Below are 21,233 nucleotides of genomic sequence, written 5' to 3'. Positions count from 1 at the left end.
TCGTTGCGAGGTCGCTGCTGACAAGGTGTCGATCCACCGTGCTCCTCCGTACAGGTCTGTGACGCGCCGGTGTTTTGCCGGCCTCCTCCAAGCGGGTTCATGTCAGAAACACGAAACCTGGCGTCGGACGTTGAAGGTCTCAGAGATGAACCATGCTAGCAATATGGAAGAACCGTGGAGCGATAGAAGATCTCTATCAGACACCCTGCTGTTCTGCGAGCTTGCGGGCCTCGTGCAGGAGGGCCGAGACCAGTGGCGTATAGGGTTCGCGGTGGGTCGCCACCAGACCGACGAGGTGGCCGGCATCCGGCTCTTCGATCGGGATCACATGGATGTCATCGTGAAAGCCAAAGGATTTCGCGACGTTGTAGGGCATGATGCTGGCCCACTGGCCCGTGCGAATGTGGGAGAACAGCACGATCATCGAGTTGGATTCGAGCGTCGGGCGAGCCTGAACGCCTGCCGCGCTGAAGTGCTGGTTGATGATGCGGCGGTTCTGCATGTCGTTGGTCAATAGACAAAGCCGAATGGTGCTGGCGTCCGCCCAGGTCACGGATGTCCGGTCGGACAGGGGCGTTCCCGCAGCCGTAACGAGATGGTAACGCTCCATCAACAGAGGCACGCTGGTCACGCGTCCGACCGGTTCGTTGTCGAGATAGGTGAGGCCGGCGTCGATCTCGAGATTTTCGAGGAGTCCCAGCATTTTCGAGGAGGTGGTCGATAGGACGGAGAAGGTGACGTCCGGATGTTTCTGCTGGAAGGGGGCGGTCAGTCGCGGCACCATCGCCAGCGTGGTGGGTACGGCCGCAAGGCGGATATGGCCGACGAGACCTTTTTTTGCGGCCCGCATCTCCTGCCGCATCGTGCGGGCATCGCCGACGATCCGGCGCGCCCATTCCAGCACGCGCTGGCCTTCCGGCGTCAGCCCCTGAAACCGGGCGCCGCGATTGACGAGCATGACGCCGAGCGTGTCTTCCAGCTGGCGGATGGCGGCGGACAGCGTGGGCTGGGTGATGCCGCATTGCTCGGCGGCGCGGCCGAAGTGCCGCTCCTGTGCGAGAGCTATGAAGAATTCAAGCTTGTCGATCATGCAAGCGGGATCATGCGCTTTCGCGGCTGTTAGAGCAACCAACGGCCGGGGATACTGTCCCCAGCCGTCCGGCCGATGAGCAGCGCTCCGAGATCAGGAACCCGTGCCGCCCCGGAGTTCGTTGATGATGGTGCGGATGAGAATGCGGATGTCGAGAAGGATGGAGAAGGTCCTGATGTATTCGACATCGCTCAGGATGCGGCGAATGGCCGTGTCACTGTCCGTCGTCGGGCCGCGAAGACCGCGGGACTGGGCAAGCCCCGTCAATCCTGGCCGAACCAGATGGCGGTTCTCATAGCCACGCACGAGGTCTGCATAGTTCATGCCGCCGGCGACCATGTCGGGCACATGCGGGCGGGGTCCGACGAGCGACATATGCCCGACCACGACGTTCCAGAGCTGTGGGATCTCGTCGAGGCTGGTCTTGCGCAGGAACCGGCCCATCCGCGTCACGCGGGGGTCACCATCGACCGTCAGCCTCACGCCGGCGTGATCGCATTGCTCCACATACATCGAGCGGAATTTCAGGATCTCGAAAGGCACTTCGTTCCGGCCCGTTCGCAGCTGGCGGAAGAAGACGGGGCCTGTGCTCTCCATGCGGATCATGATGGCGATCAGCAGAAGGATCGGAGCGAGCACGATCAGTCCGGCAAATGCCCCCCCGACATCCATTGCCCGCTTGAGGGCGAACTGGACCGGTTTATGGGGACGTGTACGAGCGACAAACGTCGGGACGTTGTCGTTTGCCAGCACGGTATCGGCCAGCAGGGCTTTCAGCATGGGCGAACGCGTGCCGGCATTCTGTCCAGCGAGGTCTGCCTCCGAACGGCCTATTCTCTGCAGTATGGGATTGATGCTCATCGGCTATTTCCCTGCAACTAAAGCAATGTCGTCGATGTGACGTGATGAATGGGTAAGAAGCACATGATTTCGATGAAACGACACAGTTTTGTGCCGGATTGATACACCAATGTGCCCTTTAAAATCGGCGTCCTAGAAGTATTCTGCCGATCAATATTTGCATTTAACGATTTATTAAAGACGCGGGTCTTTGGCAATCAGGCATCTCAAAAGCCTTGTCTATTGGTTAATCCTAAAATTCTAATGTTATGCGCTGTGCCAGCCCGCGTGTACGGTCACTTGCCGGGAAATGGCGGGAGCTTGAAGCTGTGGAGCGCGCTTTTCGGCATCCAGAGAGAAAGACCGGCATCGCTCAGCGGCAACCAGGCAAAGGGATCGAAGAAGGCGTCGCTGATCTTGCGACGTGGCTTGTCGCTCTGGCGGGCAAGGAAGTTGTATCGCGGCAAATCGCCCATCTCCCGCTTGAACAGGATGTGGCTGCCGAAGTCGTCCCTGTCGAACTCCTGCAATGCGGCGATCTGGCGGAGCATGTCGCCATCGTCCTGCCAATGCACCTGCGCGAGGAAGGACTCCACGGCACGGCTGCCGGCCGCGATCACGGCCGCGCGATCTGCCTCGATCTCGATGTTGAATTTGACGCGAAAGGAGAGCACGCGACCCTTGAGATCGCCCTTCAGCAGCACGAAGACGGAGGACTGCTGTGGTGGCGGCGGCTCGTCCGGCGGGGCCTCGACCAGGGGCTCGTTGTCCGGATCGACGTCTTCGCCGGTCCGCAGTTCAAGGGTTTCGATCGGTGGGGCCGGGGCGGGTGCGGCGCCCGCCTTCACGCCTTTTCCGATCGACAGGAAGGACGAGCATTCAGACCCGCGCCCGTCCACCGCGCCGGCCGTCCAGGTGATCTCGGGGAAGCCATTTGTGCGCAACGCGTCGCAAAGCCTGCGCGGATCCATCCGGATGGCCCGAACGAAGGTGGTGGGGATTCCATCCAGGTTGGCGCGGGCATAGCGGGGAACCTGAATGGTGGGTGCCGGCAGGCGGATGCCCTTGACGATGCGCAAGGTCGGTATGACGAGACCAGGGGCTGTCTGCAGGGTCGGTGCGTCAGAGGGGAAGATCTGCTCCAGCCTGACCGGCGGATAGCCGAAATGCGCCAGGAACAGATTGAGGTTGCGCAGGTCGTTTGCACCCAGAACCGTACCGACGATCGCCGTGAAGACGACAAGAACGGCAATGGCAAAGAATACGCGTCCCGAACGGCCTTTCTCCACACTCGTCATGCCGGGTCATCGTCTCCGTCTGATCGTCGCTCGCCTGCCCTATGAGCCTGTCTTGATAGGGAGTCCAGTATGGCGATGGCGCGAAGCGTCGGATTCGAACCTCGGCGCGAGACGCGCAACCCGAAGACTCCGTCAGCGGGCGTGCCGGTCGCGATAGGCGAGAATGGTGACGTGCAGGACCATCAGCGGCCAGATCGTACAATAGAGGAGGCCCGCGACCCGCAGGATGTCCCAGCTCTTGACCTGCGCCATCTCGCCTTCGCGAAACGTCGTCTCAAGAAAGAACAGTGTCACGAGCGTGTAGAGTGCCAGCAGGATCGTTTCCGTCATGACCGTTTCCGCATATCGAAATGTAACAGGAGCCGGCATGCTTGCCTAGGACAAGTGTGCACCAGTTCGGCACAATGCGCCCGCGTGTCGCAAAAGGCCTGCGACGCCCTGGAAACATCCGGCCTCTATCAAGCCTGTCGATGCTTGTGCGGGTCTGGAGACTGCTGGCTTTTCGAGGCGATCAGAGGCCTTCGTCGGGAATATTCAGGATATGGCCGCAGGCCTTGCAGTGGACAGCATTGGCATCGTGACGGTTCAGGCCGCATTGCGGGCAGGAGAAGCGCACCTTGTTCGGCCGGACGATGGCCTGCGCCAGCCGCACGAACAGCGAGATGCCGAAGATCATCGTGACGATGGAGGTCAGCTTGCCGAGCGTGCCGGGCAGGGTGATGTCGCCGAATCCCGTGGTGGTGATGGTCGCCACCGTGAAGTAGAGGGCATCGACGAAGCCGGTAATGCCGGCTTCCGTGGCAAAGAACGCCGTGTAAACGAAGCCCGTAACGAGAAAGAGAAACGTCACGAAATTGATGCAGGCGCCGATGACCTCCTGATATTCCCGGCAGCCGGCCCGGTGAACGAGAATGCCGAAGACGCGGCTCTGGCTGAAGGACCAGATGCGCAGCGCCCGAAGAAAGGCGAAGTTCGAGAACGTTTCGGGAAAGAGCAGCGTGGCGAGAATGACGATATCGACCAGCGTCATCGGCCGGACGAGAAAGCGCCATGCCTTGTTGGCGATCATCGCCCGTGCCGTCAGCTCGAAGGCGATGAGTGCTGCGATCGCATAGTCGATGGCCAGATAGATACCGTGGCGCGTGAGATAGGGGCCGGCCAAAAAGAACAGGATGACGGCGAGATCGACAATGCCGATGGTCACCTGAAAGCCGACGGCCTGACCATCCGTGCCGTAGTAGAGCCGCCTCAGCGTGGCGCGCAGGCCGGAGGATTGGTCCGGCTGCTGCGTCTCTTTCGCACCCTGCAGCCCCGCTACCTCCGCAACGTCCTGAAGACCATCCGCTTTGCCATCTGTGCCGTCGCTCGTGCTGTTCGTCATTCTGCCCGCCTGAACTGCGTCGAGAGATAGCCGGGTCCGGCTCCTCTTCAAGAGAGCTCGTATCCGCGTCTGCCCTCGTATTGCCGGAATTGCTGATGAAAGCCAGAGACGTCCTTGACGTCGGCCTCTCCTCGCGCAGTTTGCAATCGGCCGAACGTTACAGGAAGTTCACTGTCAAGCAGCCCGGCTCGGCGATATAGAGCCTTTCCGGCATTCACCAGACGCATGTGGTTCCATGACCCTTCCCGATACGACGCCCTCGACCTCTGCTTCTGCCGACGCACCTGCGACAGGTGTGGAGCCTGACGGACCCCGCGACATCCTTGCCCGCTTCGGCGGCATCAGCCGGTTTGCGGCCGGCGGCGCCATTCTGCTCGTCGCGGCCATCGTCGTCATCGCCATCGTGCACCTGACGTCGGAAGTCCGCTACGAGGACGTGATGGGCGCGCTCGATAGCACGAGCTGGACAGCGATCGCGCTGGCGCTGGTGTTCACGGGCCTCAGCTTCTTCGCTCTGACGTTCTACGACGTCAGCGCGCTCTCCTATGTCAAGCATCGCCTGCCCTATAACGATGTCGCACTGACGGCCTTTGCGGCTTACGCGGTCGGCAATACCGCGGGTTTCGGACCGTTGAGCGGCGGGGCGATCCGCTATCGCGCCTACTCGCGGCTCGGCCTGAAGCCGGAAGAGATCGGCGGGGTCATCGCCTTCGTTACGCTCGCCTTCGGCCTCGGCCTTGCCGCCGTTGGCTCGCTCAGCCTTCTCGCCATCGCGCCGGAAGTCGCGCCACTTACCTGGCTGTCGGCCTCCGGCCTGCGGATCGTCGCCATCCTGGTGCTGACGGCCATCGTCGCTCTGATGGTGGCGGGCCGCGACGGGCAGCCGCTCGTCTTCAGCCGCATCTCTGTGCGCCTGCCGGATTCGCGGACGGCATCGCGGCAGTTCCTCGTCACCGTTCTCGATCTCGCGGCCTCCGCTTCGGTGCTCTACGTGCTCCTGCCGGAAGGGACGATCGGCTGGCCGGCGTTTCTGGCCATCTATTCGGTGGCGGTCGGGCTCGGGGTGCTCAGCCATGTTCCGGCGGGTCTCGGCGTGTTCGAAACGGTCATAGTCGCGGCTCTCGGGCAGACGGCAAGCGTCGATACGGTTCTCGGCGCGCTGGTGCTCTACCGCCTGATCTACCATGTCGTGCCGCTGATCCTCGCCGTGCTGTTCGTCGTCGTCGCCGAAGTGCGCACGCTTGCACGCAAGCCCGTCGGCTCCAGCCTGCGGCGGGTCGCCGGGCGGCTGACGCCACTGCTGCTCTCGGCGCTCGCGCTTGTGCTCGCGGCCATGCTGGTCTTCTCGAGCGTGACGCCGACGCCCGATGAAAACCTTGCCTTCCTGTCGGATTACGTGCCGCTGCCGGTCATCGAGGGCGCGCATTTTCTTGCAAGCGTGCTCGGCCTCGCTCTGTTGATCGCGGCGCGCGGCCTTGCGCGGCGGCTCGACGGGGCGTGGTGGGCCGCACTCGGGCTGGCGCTCGCCGCTCTTCTCCTCTCGCTGGTCAAGGCGGTTGCCCTGTTCGAGGCAGGGCTTCTCGCCTTCTTCATCATCAGCCTGCTCATCAGCCGCCGTGTGTTCACGCGGCCGGCGACGATGACCAGCACCGCGCTGACGGTGCCGTGGCTGACGGCCATGGGTGCCCTTTGCCTGTTTGCCGTGGCCGTGCTCCTGTTCGTCTATCGCGACGTCGAATATTCCAACCGGCTCTGGTGGGAGTTCGAACTCTCGGCCGAAGCGCCGCGTGGCCTGCGCGCCGTGCTCGGCCTCGTGCTCTTTTCGGGCGCCGTCGCCTTCTGGAGCCTGATGCGGCCTGCGCGCGGGGTGATTGAAACGCCGTCTCCCGACGATCTCGACAGGGCGATGGCAATCATCGCGCAGCAGGGCATGTCCGATGCCAACCTCGTGCTGATGGGCGATAAGAGCCTGATGTTCTCGCCCGATGACAGGGCCTTCATCATGTATGGCCGGCAGGCGCGTTCCTGGATCGCACTGTTCGATCCGGTAGGTCCGCGCGACGCCTGGGCGGACCTGATCTGGCAGTTCGTTGAAAGCGCCCGGGCCGTCGGGTGCCGCCCGGTCTTCTATCAGGTCTCGCCTGCCGGCCTGTCCTACTATGCGGATGCCGGCCTGCGCGCCTTTCGCTTGGGCGAAATTGCCACGATGGACCTCACGAATTTCACCCTGAAGGGCGGAAAGTGGGCGACGCTGCGCCAGACGGTGAGCCGCGGGCAGCGCGACGGGTTGGAGTTCGAATTGATCGACGCTGCCGATGTACCCTCGATCCTTAACGAGCTCCAAGCGGTCTCGGATACGTGGCTTGCGCATCACGAAGCCAAGGAGAAGGGCTTTTCGCTCGGCGCCTTTTCCCGCGACTATCTCAGCCGCCAGCCGGTCGCGGTTCTGAAAGTCGAGGGCAAGATCGTCGCCTTCGCCAACATCCTCGTCACCGATACGCTTGAGGAGGGCTCCGTGGACCTGATGCGGTTTTCGCCGGAGGCTCCCAAGGGGTCGATGGATTTCCTGTTCGTTTCGGTCATGGAGCATCTGCGCGATCGTGGCTTCAAGCGCTTTAATCTCGGCATGGCGCCGCTCGCCGGTCTTTCGGAGCGGCGGTCCTCGCCGGTCTGGGACAAGGTCGGGCGGACCGTTTTCGAGCACGGCGAGCGCTTCTACAACTTCAAAGGCCTCAAGGCCTTCAAGACGAAGTTCCATCCCCGATGGGAGCCTCGTTACATGGCAGCCGGTGGGGGGATCAGTCCGGTCCTCGCGCTGATGGACGCCACGTTCCTGATCGGTGGCGGCGTGAAAGGGCTCGTGAAGAAATGAGACTGTTGAAGACGTTGACGGTTCTGAGCCTGCTGGCGACAGTGCCTTGCGCTGCCTTTGCCCAGGATACATCCGGTTTCGACACCGGCATGATCCCCGCGCCGCGCATCCTCAAGCCCTCGGGCGAGGTGAAGGCTGCCGTGGTGCTGCTCTCGGACGCGCCCGGCTGGGGCGTGAAGGAAGACGGCGTGGCATCGCGGATGACGGGGGAAGGCGCGCTGGTGATCGGGATCGACCTGCCGTCCTACCTTGCTTCGCTTGCCAAGGACGATGGCGACTGCGTCTATACGGTGTCCGATATCGAGGCGCTTAGCCAGCAGGTCCAGCGTTCCCTCGACAATTCCGATTATAACCTGCCGATCGTCGCGGGTGTCGGCGCGGGCGGTGCCATGGCGCTGGCGATTGCGGCACAGACGCCGGCCGCGACCATCGGCCATACGCTCGCCGCCGATCCGGACGCGGGTATCGCGCTGACCCGCGAGCTTTGCACGCCCGCCGATAAGCGCACCATGGGCAACCGGATGGAATACGGCCTGACGGACGGGCCGCTGCCCGACCCGGTAACGGTTCTCCTCAGCCCGGCGGCACCCGCAGATGGCAAGACCCATGTCGAGGCGCTGAAGGCCAAGCATGACGACATCGACGTTCAGAACAGCGATGGCGACATCGGGCAGAATTTCTCCGACGCGCTGTCCGGTCTGGTGGAGAACGGCGGGGGTGACGACAACCCGCTCGGCCTGCCGCTGACCGTGCTCGACGCCAAGCCGACGCGCGATACGATGGCCATCGTGCTCTCGGGAGATGGCGGCTGGCGCGATATCGACAAGGAGGTCGGCGACGTCCTGCAGCAACAGGGCATGCCGGTCGTGGGTATCGATTCGCTGCGCTATTTTTGGGCCGAGCGCGCGCCGCAGGAGGTCGCGAACGATCTGTCGCGCATCATCGGGCTCTATACCAAGCGCTGGAACGTCAAGCGCGTGCTGCTGATCGGTTATTCCTTCGGTGCCGACGTGCTGCCGCGGACCTACAACCTCCTGCCGGCGGCCGACCGCGCGCGCGTCTCGCAACTCTCGCTTCTCGCCGTGTCGCATCAGGTGGACTACAAGATTTCCGTTCTCGGCTGGCTGGGAGCCGCCGCGTCCGATGGCAACGGCGACCCCGCCGACGACCTGAAGACCATCGATCCCGCGCTCGTCCAGTGCGTTTATGGGACGGATGAGGAGGATGACGTGTGCCCGACGCTGAAGGGCACCGGCATCGAGGTGATCCCGATCGAGGGCGGCCACCATTTCGACGAGGACTACCCGGCCTTGGTCAAGCGCATTCTCGACGGGTATGACAAGCGTCTGGGCAAGTCTGCGCCATGATCTCGCGGTGGGCCGGCCTATCCCGGCATGCCGAGCGCCGCTTCGAGGCTTTCCCAGCTTTCATCCATGGCGAAAGCGGATGAGAGGAATGGGATGGCGATGTGGCCGAAGGCGATCGACAGTTGCCGCTCCGCCGTCTCCTCGTCCCTGCCGGCGATCTGGCTCGCATAGATGACGCTGGCAAGACCGGTGCGGTCGGCGCCAGACTTGCAGTGGATCAGAATGGGCTTGGGGGCGTCGCGCAGGATTGCGATCAGCTTCCGGCTCTTTTCCGTCGTCAAGGCGCGGGAGGCAGACATGGGGAAGTCGATATGCACGAGCCCTTCGCGCGCGGCCGCTTCGACCTCGTCGCGATACCAGGCGCGGTCGCTCGGGCCTCGCAGGTTAATGACCGTGCGGATGCCGTAGCGGCTCTTATAGTTGGAGAGATCCGCGCCCGACGGCTGCGCCGAGCGGTAGAGCTGGCCGGGAACGACTTCATGGAAATTGTCGGTCAGCAGCAGGCTGCCGAAATGCACGCCCGCCATCAGCGTGGCGGGCAGGAAGGCGGTCCACAGCAGAGCTGCCAGCGATGGTTTCTTACCTGTCCACATACGCCACGGTCTCCGGATCGGGTGGGCGCAAGGGTGTCTCGCGCCGCCGTCCGGTTTTCCCAGAGGCGTGTAACAGCATTATTTAATATATATGTCCGGAAGCTGTCAGGCCGCCATTTCTTCCACATCGCGTTCTTTGAACATGCGGGCGAGGTTGAGGAAGCAGATCATGCCATTTTCATTGGCGATGATGCCTTCGGCATAGGCCTTGTCGAAGGATGTGGTGACTTCCGGAACGGGCTGGACCTGGCTGCCCTGGACGGTCAGGATGTCGGAGACGCGATCGACCACAAGGCCGACGACCATGGAATGCACTTCAGCGACCACGATGGCGCTGCGCTCGTTGGCGACGGTCGATTTCATGCCGAGCTTGTGGGCCAGATCGATGATCGGAATGACCGTGCCACGCAGGTTCATCACGCCAATGACTTCCGGCGGAGAATGCGGGATCGGCGTCGAGGGCGCCCAGCCGCGGATTTCGCGGATCGTGGTCGTCTTGACGCAGAATTCCTGGTCATGGAGCCGGAAGGCAATGATTTCCAGCGTTTCGCCGCCAAAACCGGCCATTGTCAGTGCGTTGCTCATGTCTCTTGTCCCCGCATTCGAAATCACGACGGATTTTCAGACTGCAGGATACCGCATGAATGGTTAAAAGAGCTTTTCATGTTCACGAGACTGTTTCAGCCGCTGCGGGTCGGTCGATCGAGAATACGGCGGCCGAAGAGGCTTGCGGCGAGCTCCACCATGACGCGGGCGCTCTTGCCCCGGTCGTCGAGGAAGGGATTGAGTTCCACGAGGTCGAGCGAGGACACGCGGCCGCTGTCGCAGAGCATTTCCATGACCAGATGCGCCTCGCGGAAGGTCGCACCGCCGGGAACGGTGGTGCCCACGCCGGGCGCGATGTCCGGTTCGAGGAAATCGACGTCCAGGCTGACATGCAGCAGCCCGTCCTCGCGCTCCACGGCTTTCAGGATCTCCTTGACGATGGCGGCGACGCCCATCTCGTCGAGCGCGCGCATGTCGTAGACGTTGACGCCGTGCCGGTTGATCTCCTGGCGCTCGGTCTCGTCGACGGATCGGATGCCGACTTGGTAGACGCGTTTCGGATCGACGAGCGGTCGTCCGGGCGGCAGGATCTCCGCAAACTCGGCATGCCCGCAGAAGAAGGCAACGGGCATGCCGTGCATATTGCCCGAGGGCGAGGTTTCCGGCGTGTTGAAATCGGCATGGGCATCGAGCCATAGCACGAAGAGCGGGCGCTCGCTCTCGGCGGCATAGCGGGCCATGCCCGAAACGCTCCCCATGGAAAGCGCGTGGTCGCCGCCCAGAATGACCGGCACGGCGCCCCTCGACGCGGTATCGTAGGTTGCCGCCTCCAGTGCGCGGGTGTATCCGGCGACGATCGGCAGATGTTTGGCGCCGGGATGGCGTCCAAGATTGTCCACCGGATCGGGGCGAAGGTCTCCGTGATCTGTGACGTCGAAGCCCAGATCGGCCATGACGCGGTCGATGCCGGCGATCCTGAGAGCCGTCGGCCCCATGCTGCAACCGCGGCGGCCGGAACCTTCCTCCAGCGGTACGCCAATCAAACCAATCGAAACCATCTGCATCTTCCCTCAACGAAACATTTGGCGCGGACTGTGCACCGGCAGAGGCTTCGCAGGAAGATGCAACACGGGTAAATCTGCGTGGTCGTTCTGGCGATTTGCAAAGGCGCGTTCATCAGATTGCGCAGTGCGAAGGTCCGCAGCAGCAGGGAGAGGCTGCGGACGCGTCGTAGACGCCCGGTCGTCAGTATTCCTTCTCGTAGAACACGCCGGCGCCGCCGCCTTCCGAGCCGGCTTCGCCCCGCAACTTCACACCACGGCCGACATCGAGATTGATGACCGCCTTGGCCCCGTCTTCGGCACTCTGCTGCAGTTCGAGATAGGTGCGGTCGTTGATGTAGCGGCCGGCCCGGAACATGGCGCCGCCGCCATCGTCGGTGGACACGTCGAGGTCATCGACGCCGAGCTTGTTGCGCAAGCCATCGAACAACGAACCGCCCTGTCCGCCGGCCAGTTGTGCCACGGCGCTTGCCAGCTGCGCGATCTGCACGGCCGAAAGGTTGGAGAGCGACCGGTTGAAGATCAGCTGGGCGAGGATTTCATCCTGCGGCAGGGCCGGTGAGGAGCTGAAGGTCACGTTGGGACTGTTGGCAAGGCCTGCGACATTGACGGTGACGGTGGTGGACCCAGCCGTCGATGTCGCATCGAGGTCGAGTGCCGGGATGAGGTTTCCGCCGAAGGTGATGGTCCCCTCGGTGAAGTCGATGCGCTTGCCCAGGATCTCCAGCCGCCCACGGCGCATCTGGAAACCGCCGGTGACGGCCGGACTGGCGGCGTTGCCGCGGATGACCAGATCGCCGCCAAGCTCGGCATCGACGCCGCGGCCGCGCACGAAGATGCGGGAGGCCGCGACCGTCAGATCGAAGCCGATGCCGCCACTCTTCTTGGTCGTGCCGTCTCCTGCGTCCTTTTGAACCTGCGCCTGCATACGGCGCACGTCGGCCGGCGCGTTGCGGTGCTTGATGTTGATCTCCGACAGGGATGCCGGAAGCTTTTCGGGGATGGTGATGGAGGCTTTGGGAATGGCAACGCGCCCGCTGAGGATGGGCGAACCGGTAAGGGGGCCGGTCAGCTTCAGCGTGCCGTCGAGGTTGGCGGTCAGCAGGCTGCCATCGACATAGGTTGCCTTGGCGAGGCGGATGTCGAGATTGGCGGGGAAGCCCGAGCCGGGCTCGATGCCGATCGTGCCGGTGACGGCGAGCGAGCCGCCAGTGGAAAGCGTGCCCGTCAGTCGCTCGATCCGCGCCTGCTGTCCGGCAAGGATCACGTTTGCGGTCAGGCCATTGATGGCGAGGTTGCGGCGGGCATCGAGTAGGCGCGCACCGGATGTGGTGACGGAACCGTTGACGATGGGAGCGGAGACTGCACCGGAAATCGCTGCATCGACCTTTGCCGTCCCGGTCAGCACGAAGCCATTCTGCGCGAGGATCGGGCCGAGCAGCGAGAAGGGGAGGTCGCCGTTGAACCGCATGTCGATCGGTCGGTTGCCGGCAATGCCGAGCTTGCCGCCGCCGTTGAACGCAAGTCCGCCGCCGCCACGAATGTCGGTATCGAGCGTGACGGTGTTGTTGGCAAAGCCGCCCTTCGCCGTAATGGTCAGCGCGCCGACGCCGGCCGACTTCGCCTGGGCGACCGTGGCATTGGCCCAGCGCAGGTCGTAGGTGACATCGGGCGCGGCAGCGGTGCCCTTGGCGACAATCGAGCCGTCGATCGTCCCGTCGGCGCCGAGCGTCGGGGCGACCGCATTGATCAGACGGGCGGGCAGGCGGTCGAGGCGGACGCTGAGGTCGAGCGCATTCCCCGCCGTGCCGGTGACGGCCAGCGTGCCGCCGGAGGCACCGATACGCAGATCGGAGACGCGTACCGTGCCGTTCTCGATCACGATGGTGGAGGGTGCGGCAAGCTTCAGCGCGATCTGGCGCGGTGCCGCCGAAAGGGTGGATAGCCTGACGGTCGTGCGAGCGGCGGCCGTTTCAATGGCGCCGCGGAAGACGAGCGGCGCATTGTCGTAGACCGCGTCGAGGCGGACATCGGTGAGACCGGCCTGTTTCTGGTCGAAGGCGAGATCGAGGTCGGAAACGCGGTTTGTGCCTTGCGCGATCGTTTCCACCCTGGCGGTGCCGCGAATGGCGAGCGCCTTCAGGTCATCGACGGTGATGTCGGCCTCAGGGCGGGTGATGACGAGATCGCCGCGCTTGATGCCGGAGCCGGATGCCTTCAGAGCCAGCGAGGTCTTGCCATTCGTGCTGGCAATGGTCGCAGAACCTGCAAGATCGCCCGAGGCGCGCTCGCCGGCCATGGCTGCGATCAGACCGACATCCGGCAGGTTGAAGGTGATGGTGCCGTTCGGCTCGTAGGCTTCGGTCAGGTCGATGCTGCCGTCGAGCCGGTTGTCGCCGATCCGCGCAGCAAGTTCGGGAATGCGGATGCGGCCGTTCGTCGTCTCGAGCCGGGTGCGGATGTCGATGGCCTGGCCGCCGAGCGCGCCGGTAGCGGTGATCGCGGCCTGCGGATTTGCGGGATCGGCCGTCACGGTGGCTGCGGCCACGAGGTCGCTCAGCGTTCTCCCGGCAAGGGTTGCGCCACTGGAGCGAATCTCGGCCTTGACCAGCGGACGCTCGAGGGCGCCGGTGGCGTCCAGCGTGAAGCGGGCATTGCCCTTGGCGTCGGCCAGCACCTTGCCGAGATCGGGAAGCGTGCCGGCGGTCGCCGCCGTCAGCTGTCCATCGACCAGCGACAGCGAGCCATTGGCGGTGATGGTGCCGGAATCCACAGCGATGTTGGTGACGTTGAGGGCGCCGGCGGTGTCCCGGGTGACGTTTGCCGAAAGTGCGAGGTTGGTGTCGAACCGCGATGCAAGGGCTGCGGGCAGAGAGGTCGGCGGAGCGCTGAGGCGAAGTGCGGCACGCAGGCTGTTGTCGCTCATCTGGAACCGCCCGTTGACCGCGCCGTCGAGTCCGGCACTGTCGATGGTCACCGGGTCGAAGCCGACCGCATCCGGGGCGACGCTGATGGTCGCATCGAGCTTCAGTGGCGCTGGCAGCAGGCGGCCGAGATCGGCGTTGACGAAGCGGGTCGCGCCGGCGTCGATAGTGGCGCGAATCGCTCCCTTCCGGCCGGTGATGTCGAAGCGATCACTGTTGGCGATAACGTTGATCGTTTCAAACCGGCCCTGCGGCACAGCGACATAGGCCAGCTTGCCCTTCACGTCGATGACGGCGCCGGTCATCGGGCCTCGGGCGACGATATCCGCCGTTGCAATGGCCACGCGGGCCTCTCCGCCTTCGATCGGCTGGGCATATTCGACGGCCGGGTTGCCACGGACGGCAACGGTGACATCGAGGGTCTGCCCGACGAGGCCGGTGACGCTGGCCGTGCCGCCGGGAAGCTGGATGGCGAAATTGTCGAGGCGGACGCCGCCCTGATCCAGCGCCAGCGTCTTCGGATCGGAGAGTTCGAGCGGAATGCCACGGGGCGCAGCGTTCAGCGACTGGATGGTGAAGGATGGCGCGCCATTCTGCGTGGTCACCGCGCCCTTCAGCGATAGCGGCGCATTGTCGAAGGTGCCGTCGAGCGCAATGTTCGTGTCCGCGCCGAGCTTGTTCAGGGTGATCGTCGCGCCGGTGGCGCGATTGCTGCCCTGACCGAGCGAATCGGCGGTAATCTTGCCTTCGACGGTGAGGTTCTTCAGGTCGGTAATCGTGACCTGCGCGCGCGGTTGGACGATGGACAGATCGCCGCGCGACAGGCCGCTGCCGGTGGCGTCGATCGCAACCGAGGTCTTGCCGTCGCGGCTGACGATATCCGCCTTGCCGGAGAGGTCGCCGGCGGCGGTCTGGCCGGCGAGAGACGCGAGCGCGCCGACATTCGGCAGAGCGAAATTCAACGTTCCGTTCGGCTGGAAATCGGGCGTGAAGGTGAGCGCGCCGGTGATCCGGTTTTCGGCGACCGTCGCCTCGAGCGCGGGTATGGCAAGCCCGCCATTTTCCGTGGTGAGATTGGCGGTCGCGGTGACGGCTTGGCCATCGACGGCGCCATTGGCGGTGAGCTTGCCGACTGGCAGGCCGCCGCGCAGAGTGGTGTCGGCGATGACAGTGAGGTCGGTAACGCTTCTCCCGGCGATGGTCGCCTGATCGGTCCTGGCTTCCGCCTTGATGCCGAGCGCGCTTAACGGGCCAGATATATCGGCGGTGACGGTGGCGCGGCCGTTCGCATTGGCGGCGAAGGCACCGATGTCGGGGACCGTGGCCTCGATCCGCCCGGTGAGGCTTCCCGACTGGAGAGCGAGGTTGCCGGTCGCGTCGAGCGTCGGAGCCTTCAGCGACAGGCCGGAGAGCGACAGCGCGCCATCGGCTCCCGTTTCGATGCGGCCGTCGAGCGAGACCGCACCACCTGCCCGGCTCGCGACGGCCGGCGGCAGGGCGTCTGCTGGCGCGGTCAGGCGAAGATCGGTCGCGAGTGTGCCGTCGGTCAGGCCATAGCTGCCGGTGAGGGTGCCATCGACGGCTGCGGTGTCGATCGTCAGCGGGTTGAAGGCGATGGCGTCGCGGCTGACGTCGAGGCGGCCATCGATCGTCAGGGGACCCCGGACGAGCCGGTCGAGATCGGCATTTGCAAGCTTGGTCGCGCCCGTCGTCAGCGAGAGAGTGACGGCGCCGCTGCGGTTCGTCATGTCGAAGGCATCGCTATGGGCCTTCAGGGCGGCATTCTCGATGGTGCCTTGGGGCAGCACGGCGCGGTCGAGCGCGGCATTGAGATCGAGCACAGCTGAGCGGGCATCGCCGACCAGCGAAAGATCTGCCGAGCGTATCGCGAATTCGGCCGTTCCGCCGGCGAGGGGAAAGCGCAGGGGCGCGGGACCATCGACGCCGGCAAGCGTCACCTTGAGGTCGTTGCTGCCGACCGTGCTGAGCGTGCCGGCGGCGTTGACATCGATCGCGGCAGTGGAGATGCGGCCGCGATCGATGCGGATTGCGGTGCCATCCTGAAGTGCTGCCGCGATATCGATCGCGGTGGTGCCCTCGAACAGCGGGCGCAGCGTTTCCGGCATCAGGGCAGCGAAAGTGCCACCGCCGTTGAGCGACAGCGTCCGGTAGCCGTCGGGCGCCAGCGTGTGGGCGCCATCCAGCTTGAGTACCTCCTGTCCGTCGAGGGCGGCGCTTGCGGTTCCGTTCCAGCGCGACAGCGGACCATCGCCGGTCAGACGGACCGTTACCGCGGGTTCACCCGGCAGGCGCAGCGCGCGGGCCAGCAGGCCGCCCTTCGGCTCGTCCACGCTGGCCTCGAGCTTCAGTGCATTGGCAGCGGGGTCGTAGACGACATCGGCCAGCGCCTTCGCATCGGGCCGGTCACGCTGAGCGATGGCCACCGTCGCGGCGATGCTGGAATTGGTGGCATTGACGGTGCCGCCCGCGTTCAGCACCTGATCCTCGCCGGCGATCGCCTTTCCGATGACCACTTCCTCGAGGTCGAAGCGGTCGATCTTCACGTCGAGCGGCAGCGCGAAGCTGGAGCGGACTTCTTCCGTCTGCTGCGAGGGAATGGGCAGGCGGTCGATGCGGATATAGCCGGCGGAAAGGTTGGCGGCGTCGAACCGCCTGGAGAATAACGCCGTGGGGGACCAGTCGAGCTTCAGCTCGCGGATTTCGGCGTAGGCGCCCTTGCTGTCGTAGAGCGCGATGGAGCCGGCCTTGAAACTGCCGGTGAGAAGCGCGCTCGGATCGTTGATCTGGACGATCTGGTCCGGTGTCGAGGCATATTTCTCGATCAGGCTGGCGACCATGCGCGCGCCGGGGGCCGTGAAGCCCGCAAACAGCACGAAGGCCAGCGCGAGAACGACAACAAGGCCAAGGAGAGCGGCGAAGCCGCGCAAGGCGATCGAGAAAATCCGTGTCATCGTCTGCTCCATGTCAGGCCGGCGTCTCGCCCTGACCCATCGGTCGTCATCATGTCCGCAACCCGTAGGTTGCGATCATGTCATTGCAACGGCAATCCGCCGAGGGAATGCAGGCATTCGACATGCTCTCCCGCCTGCTGCGGGCTGTCAGAACGTCTGGCCGATCCCGGCATAAATGCCGTATCGCGTTCCCCCGTCATAGGGGTTCAGCGGCACGGCGAAATCCACGCGAATGGGGCCGACCGCCGTGAGATAGCGCACGCCGATGCCGGCGCCGATCTTGACGTCGGAGAAGTCGGGCACGGTCTTTGCCGAAACGGTGGCGGCATCGATAAACGGCACGACGCTGATGGTCTTGGTGACGCCGATGCGGGCCTCGACATTGGCGTTGACATAGGAGCGACCGCCGAGAAGGTCGTCATCCGCGTTGCGCGGGCTGATTTCCTGGTAGGAGAAGCCGCGCACCGTGCCGCCACCGCCGAGGAAGAAACGGCGTGTCGCGGGAATATCGTCCAGCCCGCCATCGGCTGCGATGACGCCTGCGCCGAGGCGGCCCGCCAGCACATATTTGTTATCTTCGCCGAAGCCGAGATAGCCGGTGGCCGAGCCTTCGAACGAGGAGAAGAACGTCTCGCCGTAGATGTCGTAGCTCGGCTTGACGCTCAGCGTGGCGCGATAGCCTTCGGTGGGGTTCAGCTTATCGTCGCGGGCATCGCGGACATAATCGAGCGGGATCGACGGCGTGAGATAGCGGCGCTCACCGAACGCATCCTCGATGTTGTTCCAGGCGAGTTCCGCGCCGATCGACACGGTGTCGGCTTCCGAGAGTTCATAGGCGAGGCCGACCGCGCCGGTCACCACCTGCGCCTTGTAGGCATCCGGATCCATCAGCGATGCTTTCACGCTGGCGGTCAGGGTGGAGTAGGGGTCGAAGACGCCGGGCTTGGTGAAGAGAATGCCGGCGGTATAATCGAGATCGGTGATCTCCTTGGTCTCGCCCAGCCGGTCGATCGATCCTTCGATGCGCAGCGATTCCGCCTCGCCGAAGAGGTTGCGGTGGCCCCAGTAACCCTGGACGCCAAAGCCGTCCGTCGAGGAGAATTTGGCGCCTGCACCAAAGTAGCGGTGCTTGCCTTCGGACACCTCGATGGTCAGCGGCAGCGAGCCATCCGGCGCCAGCTGCTCGGCTTCGCGGATGGTGATGCTGGAGAAGACGCCGAGCTGGCGCAGGCGTTCGGAGGCCTTGCGCATTTCCTCCGGCGAATATTGCCGGCCGGTGTTGAGGCGCGAATAATTGGCGACGAAATCCGGATTGACCGTGCGCGCACCCTTGATGGCCACAGTACCGAAGGGCGCGACCGGGCCGCCTTCGGCACCGATCGTGACGTCCACGGTGTTGGTCTTGTGATCGGCGACGGCGGTGCGTCCCTTCAGGGTGGCGAGCGGCCGCCCTTCCTTTTTCAGGTCTTCGACGATCTTTTCGCCCGCCTTGATGATCAGGGTCGAGTCGGCGCGGTTGCCCGGCTGGAGATCATAGGCCTTCGGGTCGCGCCCGCCCGCATCGCTTTCCAGAAGAATATTGCCAAAGGTGAAGACGGGACCGGGATCAACCGTGATGGTGACCGGTACGGGTGCGCCGGCCGGAAAGACCGGGTCCGGCGGCAGGCTCTCGATCGGCTTGCCGGCGACCATGACCTGCACGGTGCCGCCGTAGCGGGCCTTTTCGTACAGTGCTGCCAGCAGCCTGTCGCGGTCGTCGCGGGCCTTGATGGCAAGGCCGAGATTGCCGGAAACGGGCTTGTCCTTATCCTGCACCAGGCGCGAACTGCCGGAAAGCGCGCTCTTCAGCTCGTCGTCATCCGTGCCCTCGTTCAGGGTCACGGTATAGGTGACGGGATCGATGACCTCGGCGGTCTCCTCGTCCTTGTCCTTGCCGAAAAAGTTGATGCCGAACAGCTTGAACGCTGCGGCATCCTGAACGGAGGCCGGGCCGCAGAGTGCCAGCGCGGCAACGCTCAAGGCAAGACCGGCTTTACGATACGCGGGACTGACAGTCGGCAAACGCATTCGATTCCGCATCCCGTGTCGACTGACAGTCCTGTAGCGATCGCCCACGGAAAGCGATGCCGTCTCTTTCAACGTTTGCACGTTTGCGATGTCCCGTGACACTACACATCCTCGTGAGGGGGATGAAGTCTCCAACGCCTCGTGACGTCAGAAACAGTCGTTAGTGTGACGTTACGGAAACAGAAGCCCCGCCGGCGCGGAGCTTCCCGATGTCATGCCCTCGGCAAAAGAACCTTTCAGACGCAATCAGCGCGGGCAATCGTCGATGTAACGGCTGCCGTTGCGGTCGCGGTAGTAGCACTGGCCCGGCTGTTCCGAGACGTTGCCGATAACAGCGCCGGAAACGCCGCCGATGGCCGCACCCACGGCCGCGCCACGAACATTGCCGGTGATGGCGCCGCCGATGACCGCGCCCGAGACGGCGCCGATGCCGGCACCCTTTTCCGTCTGGCTGCAGCTCGCAACCGTCATGGCGAGAACCGCCAGCACAATGGCCTTCTTCATAGTGATCTCTCCTGATGGGGTCGACGTCAGCCGTCACGCCCCTACTGTGCCTTGAAACGGCAGACGCCTGCCTTTTCCCGAACCTTAATGCGAGAAGTTAAATGCGACCTTCCGAAAGTCCAATCCGGAGCCATAAAAAACGTCCCTAACGGAATGGACGACAGTTATGATGAACAAAAGCTGAAGACGACTTTAAGCCCTGCCGGCGTTTTCCGGCTGGAAGGTCGCGATATCGTGTCACAGGTCTGTTTTACGCCCCGGTCTTGACTTGATTGAGATGAGGGTGGAATGAAATCTTCACGATAATCTGGAACCATTCAAAACAATGGGCCTGATGCCGCGCAAGCCATGAGGGCGCGTGCCGGCCGGCCACCGGGATGGTTCACTGAAAAAGACGCCAAGGGTCTGGAGACACGCATGAACTTCGAGCAATTCTTCAGGTCTGAACTGGACGGCCTTCACGAGGAAGGCCGCTACCGCGTCTTTGCCGATCTCGAGCGGCAGCGCGGACAGTTTCCCAAGGCGCGCCGGCATACGGCCGATGGCGTCAAGGACGTCACGGTCTGGTGCTCGAACGATTATCTGGGCATGGGCCAGCATCCCAAGGTGATCGACGCGATGAAAGACGCCATCGACCACTGTGGCGCGGGTGCGGGAGGCACCCGGAACATCTCGGGCACGACGCACTATCATGTTCTGCTGGAGCAGGAGCTTGCCGATCTCCACGGCAAGGAATCCGCGCTGCTCTTCACCTCCGGCTATGTGTCCAACTGGGCAGCCTTGGGAACGCTCTGTTCGCGCATTCCCGGCATCATCGTCTTTTCCGACGCCGGGAACCACGCCTCCATGATCGAGGGTATTCGCCACGCCAAGTGCGAGCGGGTGATCTTCAAGCACAATTCGGTTGCCGATCTCGAGGCGAAGCTGGCGGCAGCCGATCCGGCGGCGCCCAAGCTCGTCGCGTTCGAATCGGTCTATTCGATGGATGGCGATATCGCGCCGATCAAGGAGATCTGCGATGTGGCCGAGCGCTATGGCGCCATGACCTATCTCGACGAGGTGCATGCGGTGGGCATGTACGGCCCGCGCGGCGGCGGCATCGCCGAGCGCGAAGGCCTGATGCACCGGCTGACGGTGATCGAGGGAACGCTCGGCAAGGCTTTTGGCGTGATGGGCGGCTATATCGCCGCCTCCGCGGCTCTCTGCGATTATATTCGCTCGTTTGCCTCGGGCTTCATCTTCACGACCGCGCTGCCGCCGGCGCTGGCCGCAGGCGCGCTGGCCTCGATTCGTCACCTGAAGGAAAGCCAGGTCGAGCGCTTTGCCCATCAGGAGCGCGTACGCCGCCTGCGGTCGCTTCTCGACCGCAATGGCATTCCGCATTTGCCCAATCCGAGCCATATCGTGCCGGTGATCGTGGGCGATGCGGCGAAGTGCAAGTGGATCTCGGATCTGCTGCTCGACAATTGCGGCATCTACGTCCAGCCGATCAACTATCCGACCGTGCCGAAGAAGACCGAGCGCCTGCGCATCACCCCGACGCCGCTGCATTCGGATGGCGATATAGACCATCTGGTGGGGGCGCTGCACCAGTTGTGGTCGCGCTGCGCGCTGGCCCGCGCTGTCGCCTGAGGCAGCGTCGGTCTCCTCGCGTTTTCGCCGCATATTCCGCTTCGCAGCCCTCGCATTCTGATCTAGAACACGGGAGATCGAGGGGA

The 21,233-nt window shown here is 63.9% G+C and carries 14 protein-coding genes; 3 read left to right on the top strand and 11 right to left on the bottom strand.

Annotated elements, in window-relative coordinates; genetic code table 11:
* Positions 1–196: 196 nt before the first annotated feature.
* From GA0004734_RS01855 to GA0004734_RS01835, 5 genes are all read right to left on the bottom strand, one after another.
* Complete coding sequence (locus GA0004734_RS01855) at positions 197–1,090, bottom strand: LysR family transcriptional regulator (RefSeq protein WP_092930691.1); 894 nt, start codon at positions 1,088–1,090, stop codon at positions 197–199.
* Positions 1,091–1,183: 93 nt separating this feature from the next.
* Entirely contained in the window at positions 1,184–1,951 is a 768-nt protein-coding gene (locus GA0004734_RS01850) for a sugar transferase (protein ID WP_245292318.1), read from the bottom strand.
* A 275-nt stretch (positions 1,952–2,226) separates the two neighbouring features.
* Complete coding sequence (locus GA0004734_RS01845; protein ID WP_092930689.1) at positions 2,227–3,228, bottom strand: DUF6030 family protein; 1,002 nt, start codon at positions 3,226–3,228, stop codon at positions 2,227–2,229.
* Between the two features lie 132 nt (positions 3,229–3,360).
* Entirely contained in the window at positions 3,361–3,558 is a 198-nt protein-coding gene (locus tag GA0004734_RS01840; RefSeq protein WP_092930687.1) for a hypothetical protein, read from the bottom strand.
* 181 nt (positions 3,559–3,739) lie between these two features.
* Positions 3,740–4,609 (bottom strand): potassium channel family protein, encoded by an 870-nt coding sequence (locus GA0004734_RS01835; RefSeq protein ID WP_092930685.1) that lies wholly within the window; start codon positions 4,607–4,609, stop codon positions 3,740–3,742.
* A gap of 235 nt (positions 4,610–4,844) precedes the next feature.
* Here GA0004734_RS01835 and mprF point away from each other — a divergent pair, with 235 nt between their 5' ends.
* Both mprF and GA0004734_RS01825 read left to right on the top strand, forming a co-directional pair.
* The gene (gene mprF / locus GA0004734_RS01830; protein WP_092930683.1) at positions 4,845–7,481 is read left to right on the top strand and encodes a bifunctional lysylphosphatidylglycerol flippase/synthetase MprF; all 2,637 of its coding nucleotides are present in this window, start codon (positions 4,845–4,847) and stop codon (positions 7,479–7,481) included.
* A complete protein-coding gene (locus GA0004734_RS01825; RefSeq protein WP_092930681.1) occupies positions 7,478–8,848 on the top strand; it encodes a virulence factor family protein in 1,371 nt (456 codons plus the stop codon). The genes mprF and GA0004734_RS01825 overlap by 4 nt, the downstream gene beginning before the upstream one ends.
* 17 nt (positions 8,849–8,865) lie before the next feature.
* Here GA0004734_RS01825 and GA0004734_RS01820 read toward each other — a convergent pair whose 3' ends face one another.
* The 6 genes from GA0004734_RS01820 to GA0004734_RS01795 all read right to left on the bottom strand — a co-directional run bounded on the left by GA0004734_RS01820 (position 8,866) and on the right by GA0004734_RS01795 (position 19,515).
* On the bottom strand, positions 8,866–9,375 hold the full coding sequence (locus GA0004734_RS01820) for a dual specificity protein phosphatase family protein (RefSeq protein WP_092935768.1): 510 nt from the start codon (positions 9,373–9,375) through the stop codon (positions 8,866–8,868).
* 171 nt (positions 9,376–9,546) lie between these two features.
* Positions 9,547–10,026, bottom strand: coding sequence for a chemotaxis protein CheW (locus GA0004734_RS01815; RefSeq protein WP_062477976.1), 480 nt, complete (start codon positions 10,024–10,026; stop codon positions 9,547–9,549).
* 95 nt (positions 10,027–10,121) lie between these two features.
* Complete coding sequence (gene rocF / locus GA0004734_RS01810) at positions 10,122–11,045, bottom strand: arginase (RefSeq protein ID WP_092930679.1); 924 nt, start codon at positions 11,043–11,045, stop codon at positions 10,122–10,124.
* A gap of 187 nt (positions 11,046–11,232) precedes the next feature.
* Positions 11,233–16,944 (bottom strand): translocation/assembly module TamB domain-containing protein, encoded by a 5,712-nt coding sequence (locus tag GA0004734_RS01805; protein ID WP_175386184.1) that lies wholly within the window; start codon positions 16,942–16,944, stop codon positions 11,233–11,235.
* Positions 16,945–17,091: 147 nt separating this feature from the next.
* Complete coding sequence (locus GA0004734_RS01800; RefSeq protein ID WP_092930675.1) at positions 17,092–19,011, bottom strand: autotransporter assembly complex protein TamA; 1,920 nt, start codon at positions 19,009–19,011, stop codon at positions 17,092–17,094.
* Between the two features lie 246 nt (positions 19,012–19,257).
* Positions 19,258–19,515 carry a YMGG-like glycine zipper-containing protein gene (locus tag GA0004734_RS01795; RefSeq protein WP_092930673.1) on the bottom strand — a complete coding sequence of 86 codons (258 nt, stop codon included), beginning with the start codon at positions 19,513–19,515 and terminating at the stop codon, positions 19,258–19,260.
* Positions 19,516–19,932: 417 nt separating this feature from the next.
* Between GA0004734_RS01795 and hemA the strand changes: the two genes are divergently transcribed.
* The gene (gene hemA, locus GA0004734_RS01790; protein WP_092930671.1) at positions 19,933–21,147 is read left to right on the top strand and encodes a 5-aminolevulinate synthase; all 1,215 of its coding nucleotides are present in this window, start codon (positions 19,933–19,935) and stop codon (positions 21,145–21,147) included.
* Positions 21,148–21,233: the final 86 nt, after the last annotated feature.

It is taken from the genome of Rhizobium sp. 9140, from assembly GCF_900067135.1.
Classification (GTDB): domain Bacteria; phylum Pseudomonadota; class Alphaproteobacteria; order Rhizobiales; family Rhizobiaceae; genus Ferranicluibacter.
The sequence above is the reverse complement of the archived record's forward strand: the minus strand, read 5'-3'. Positions and strand labels throughout refer to the sequence as shown.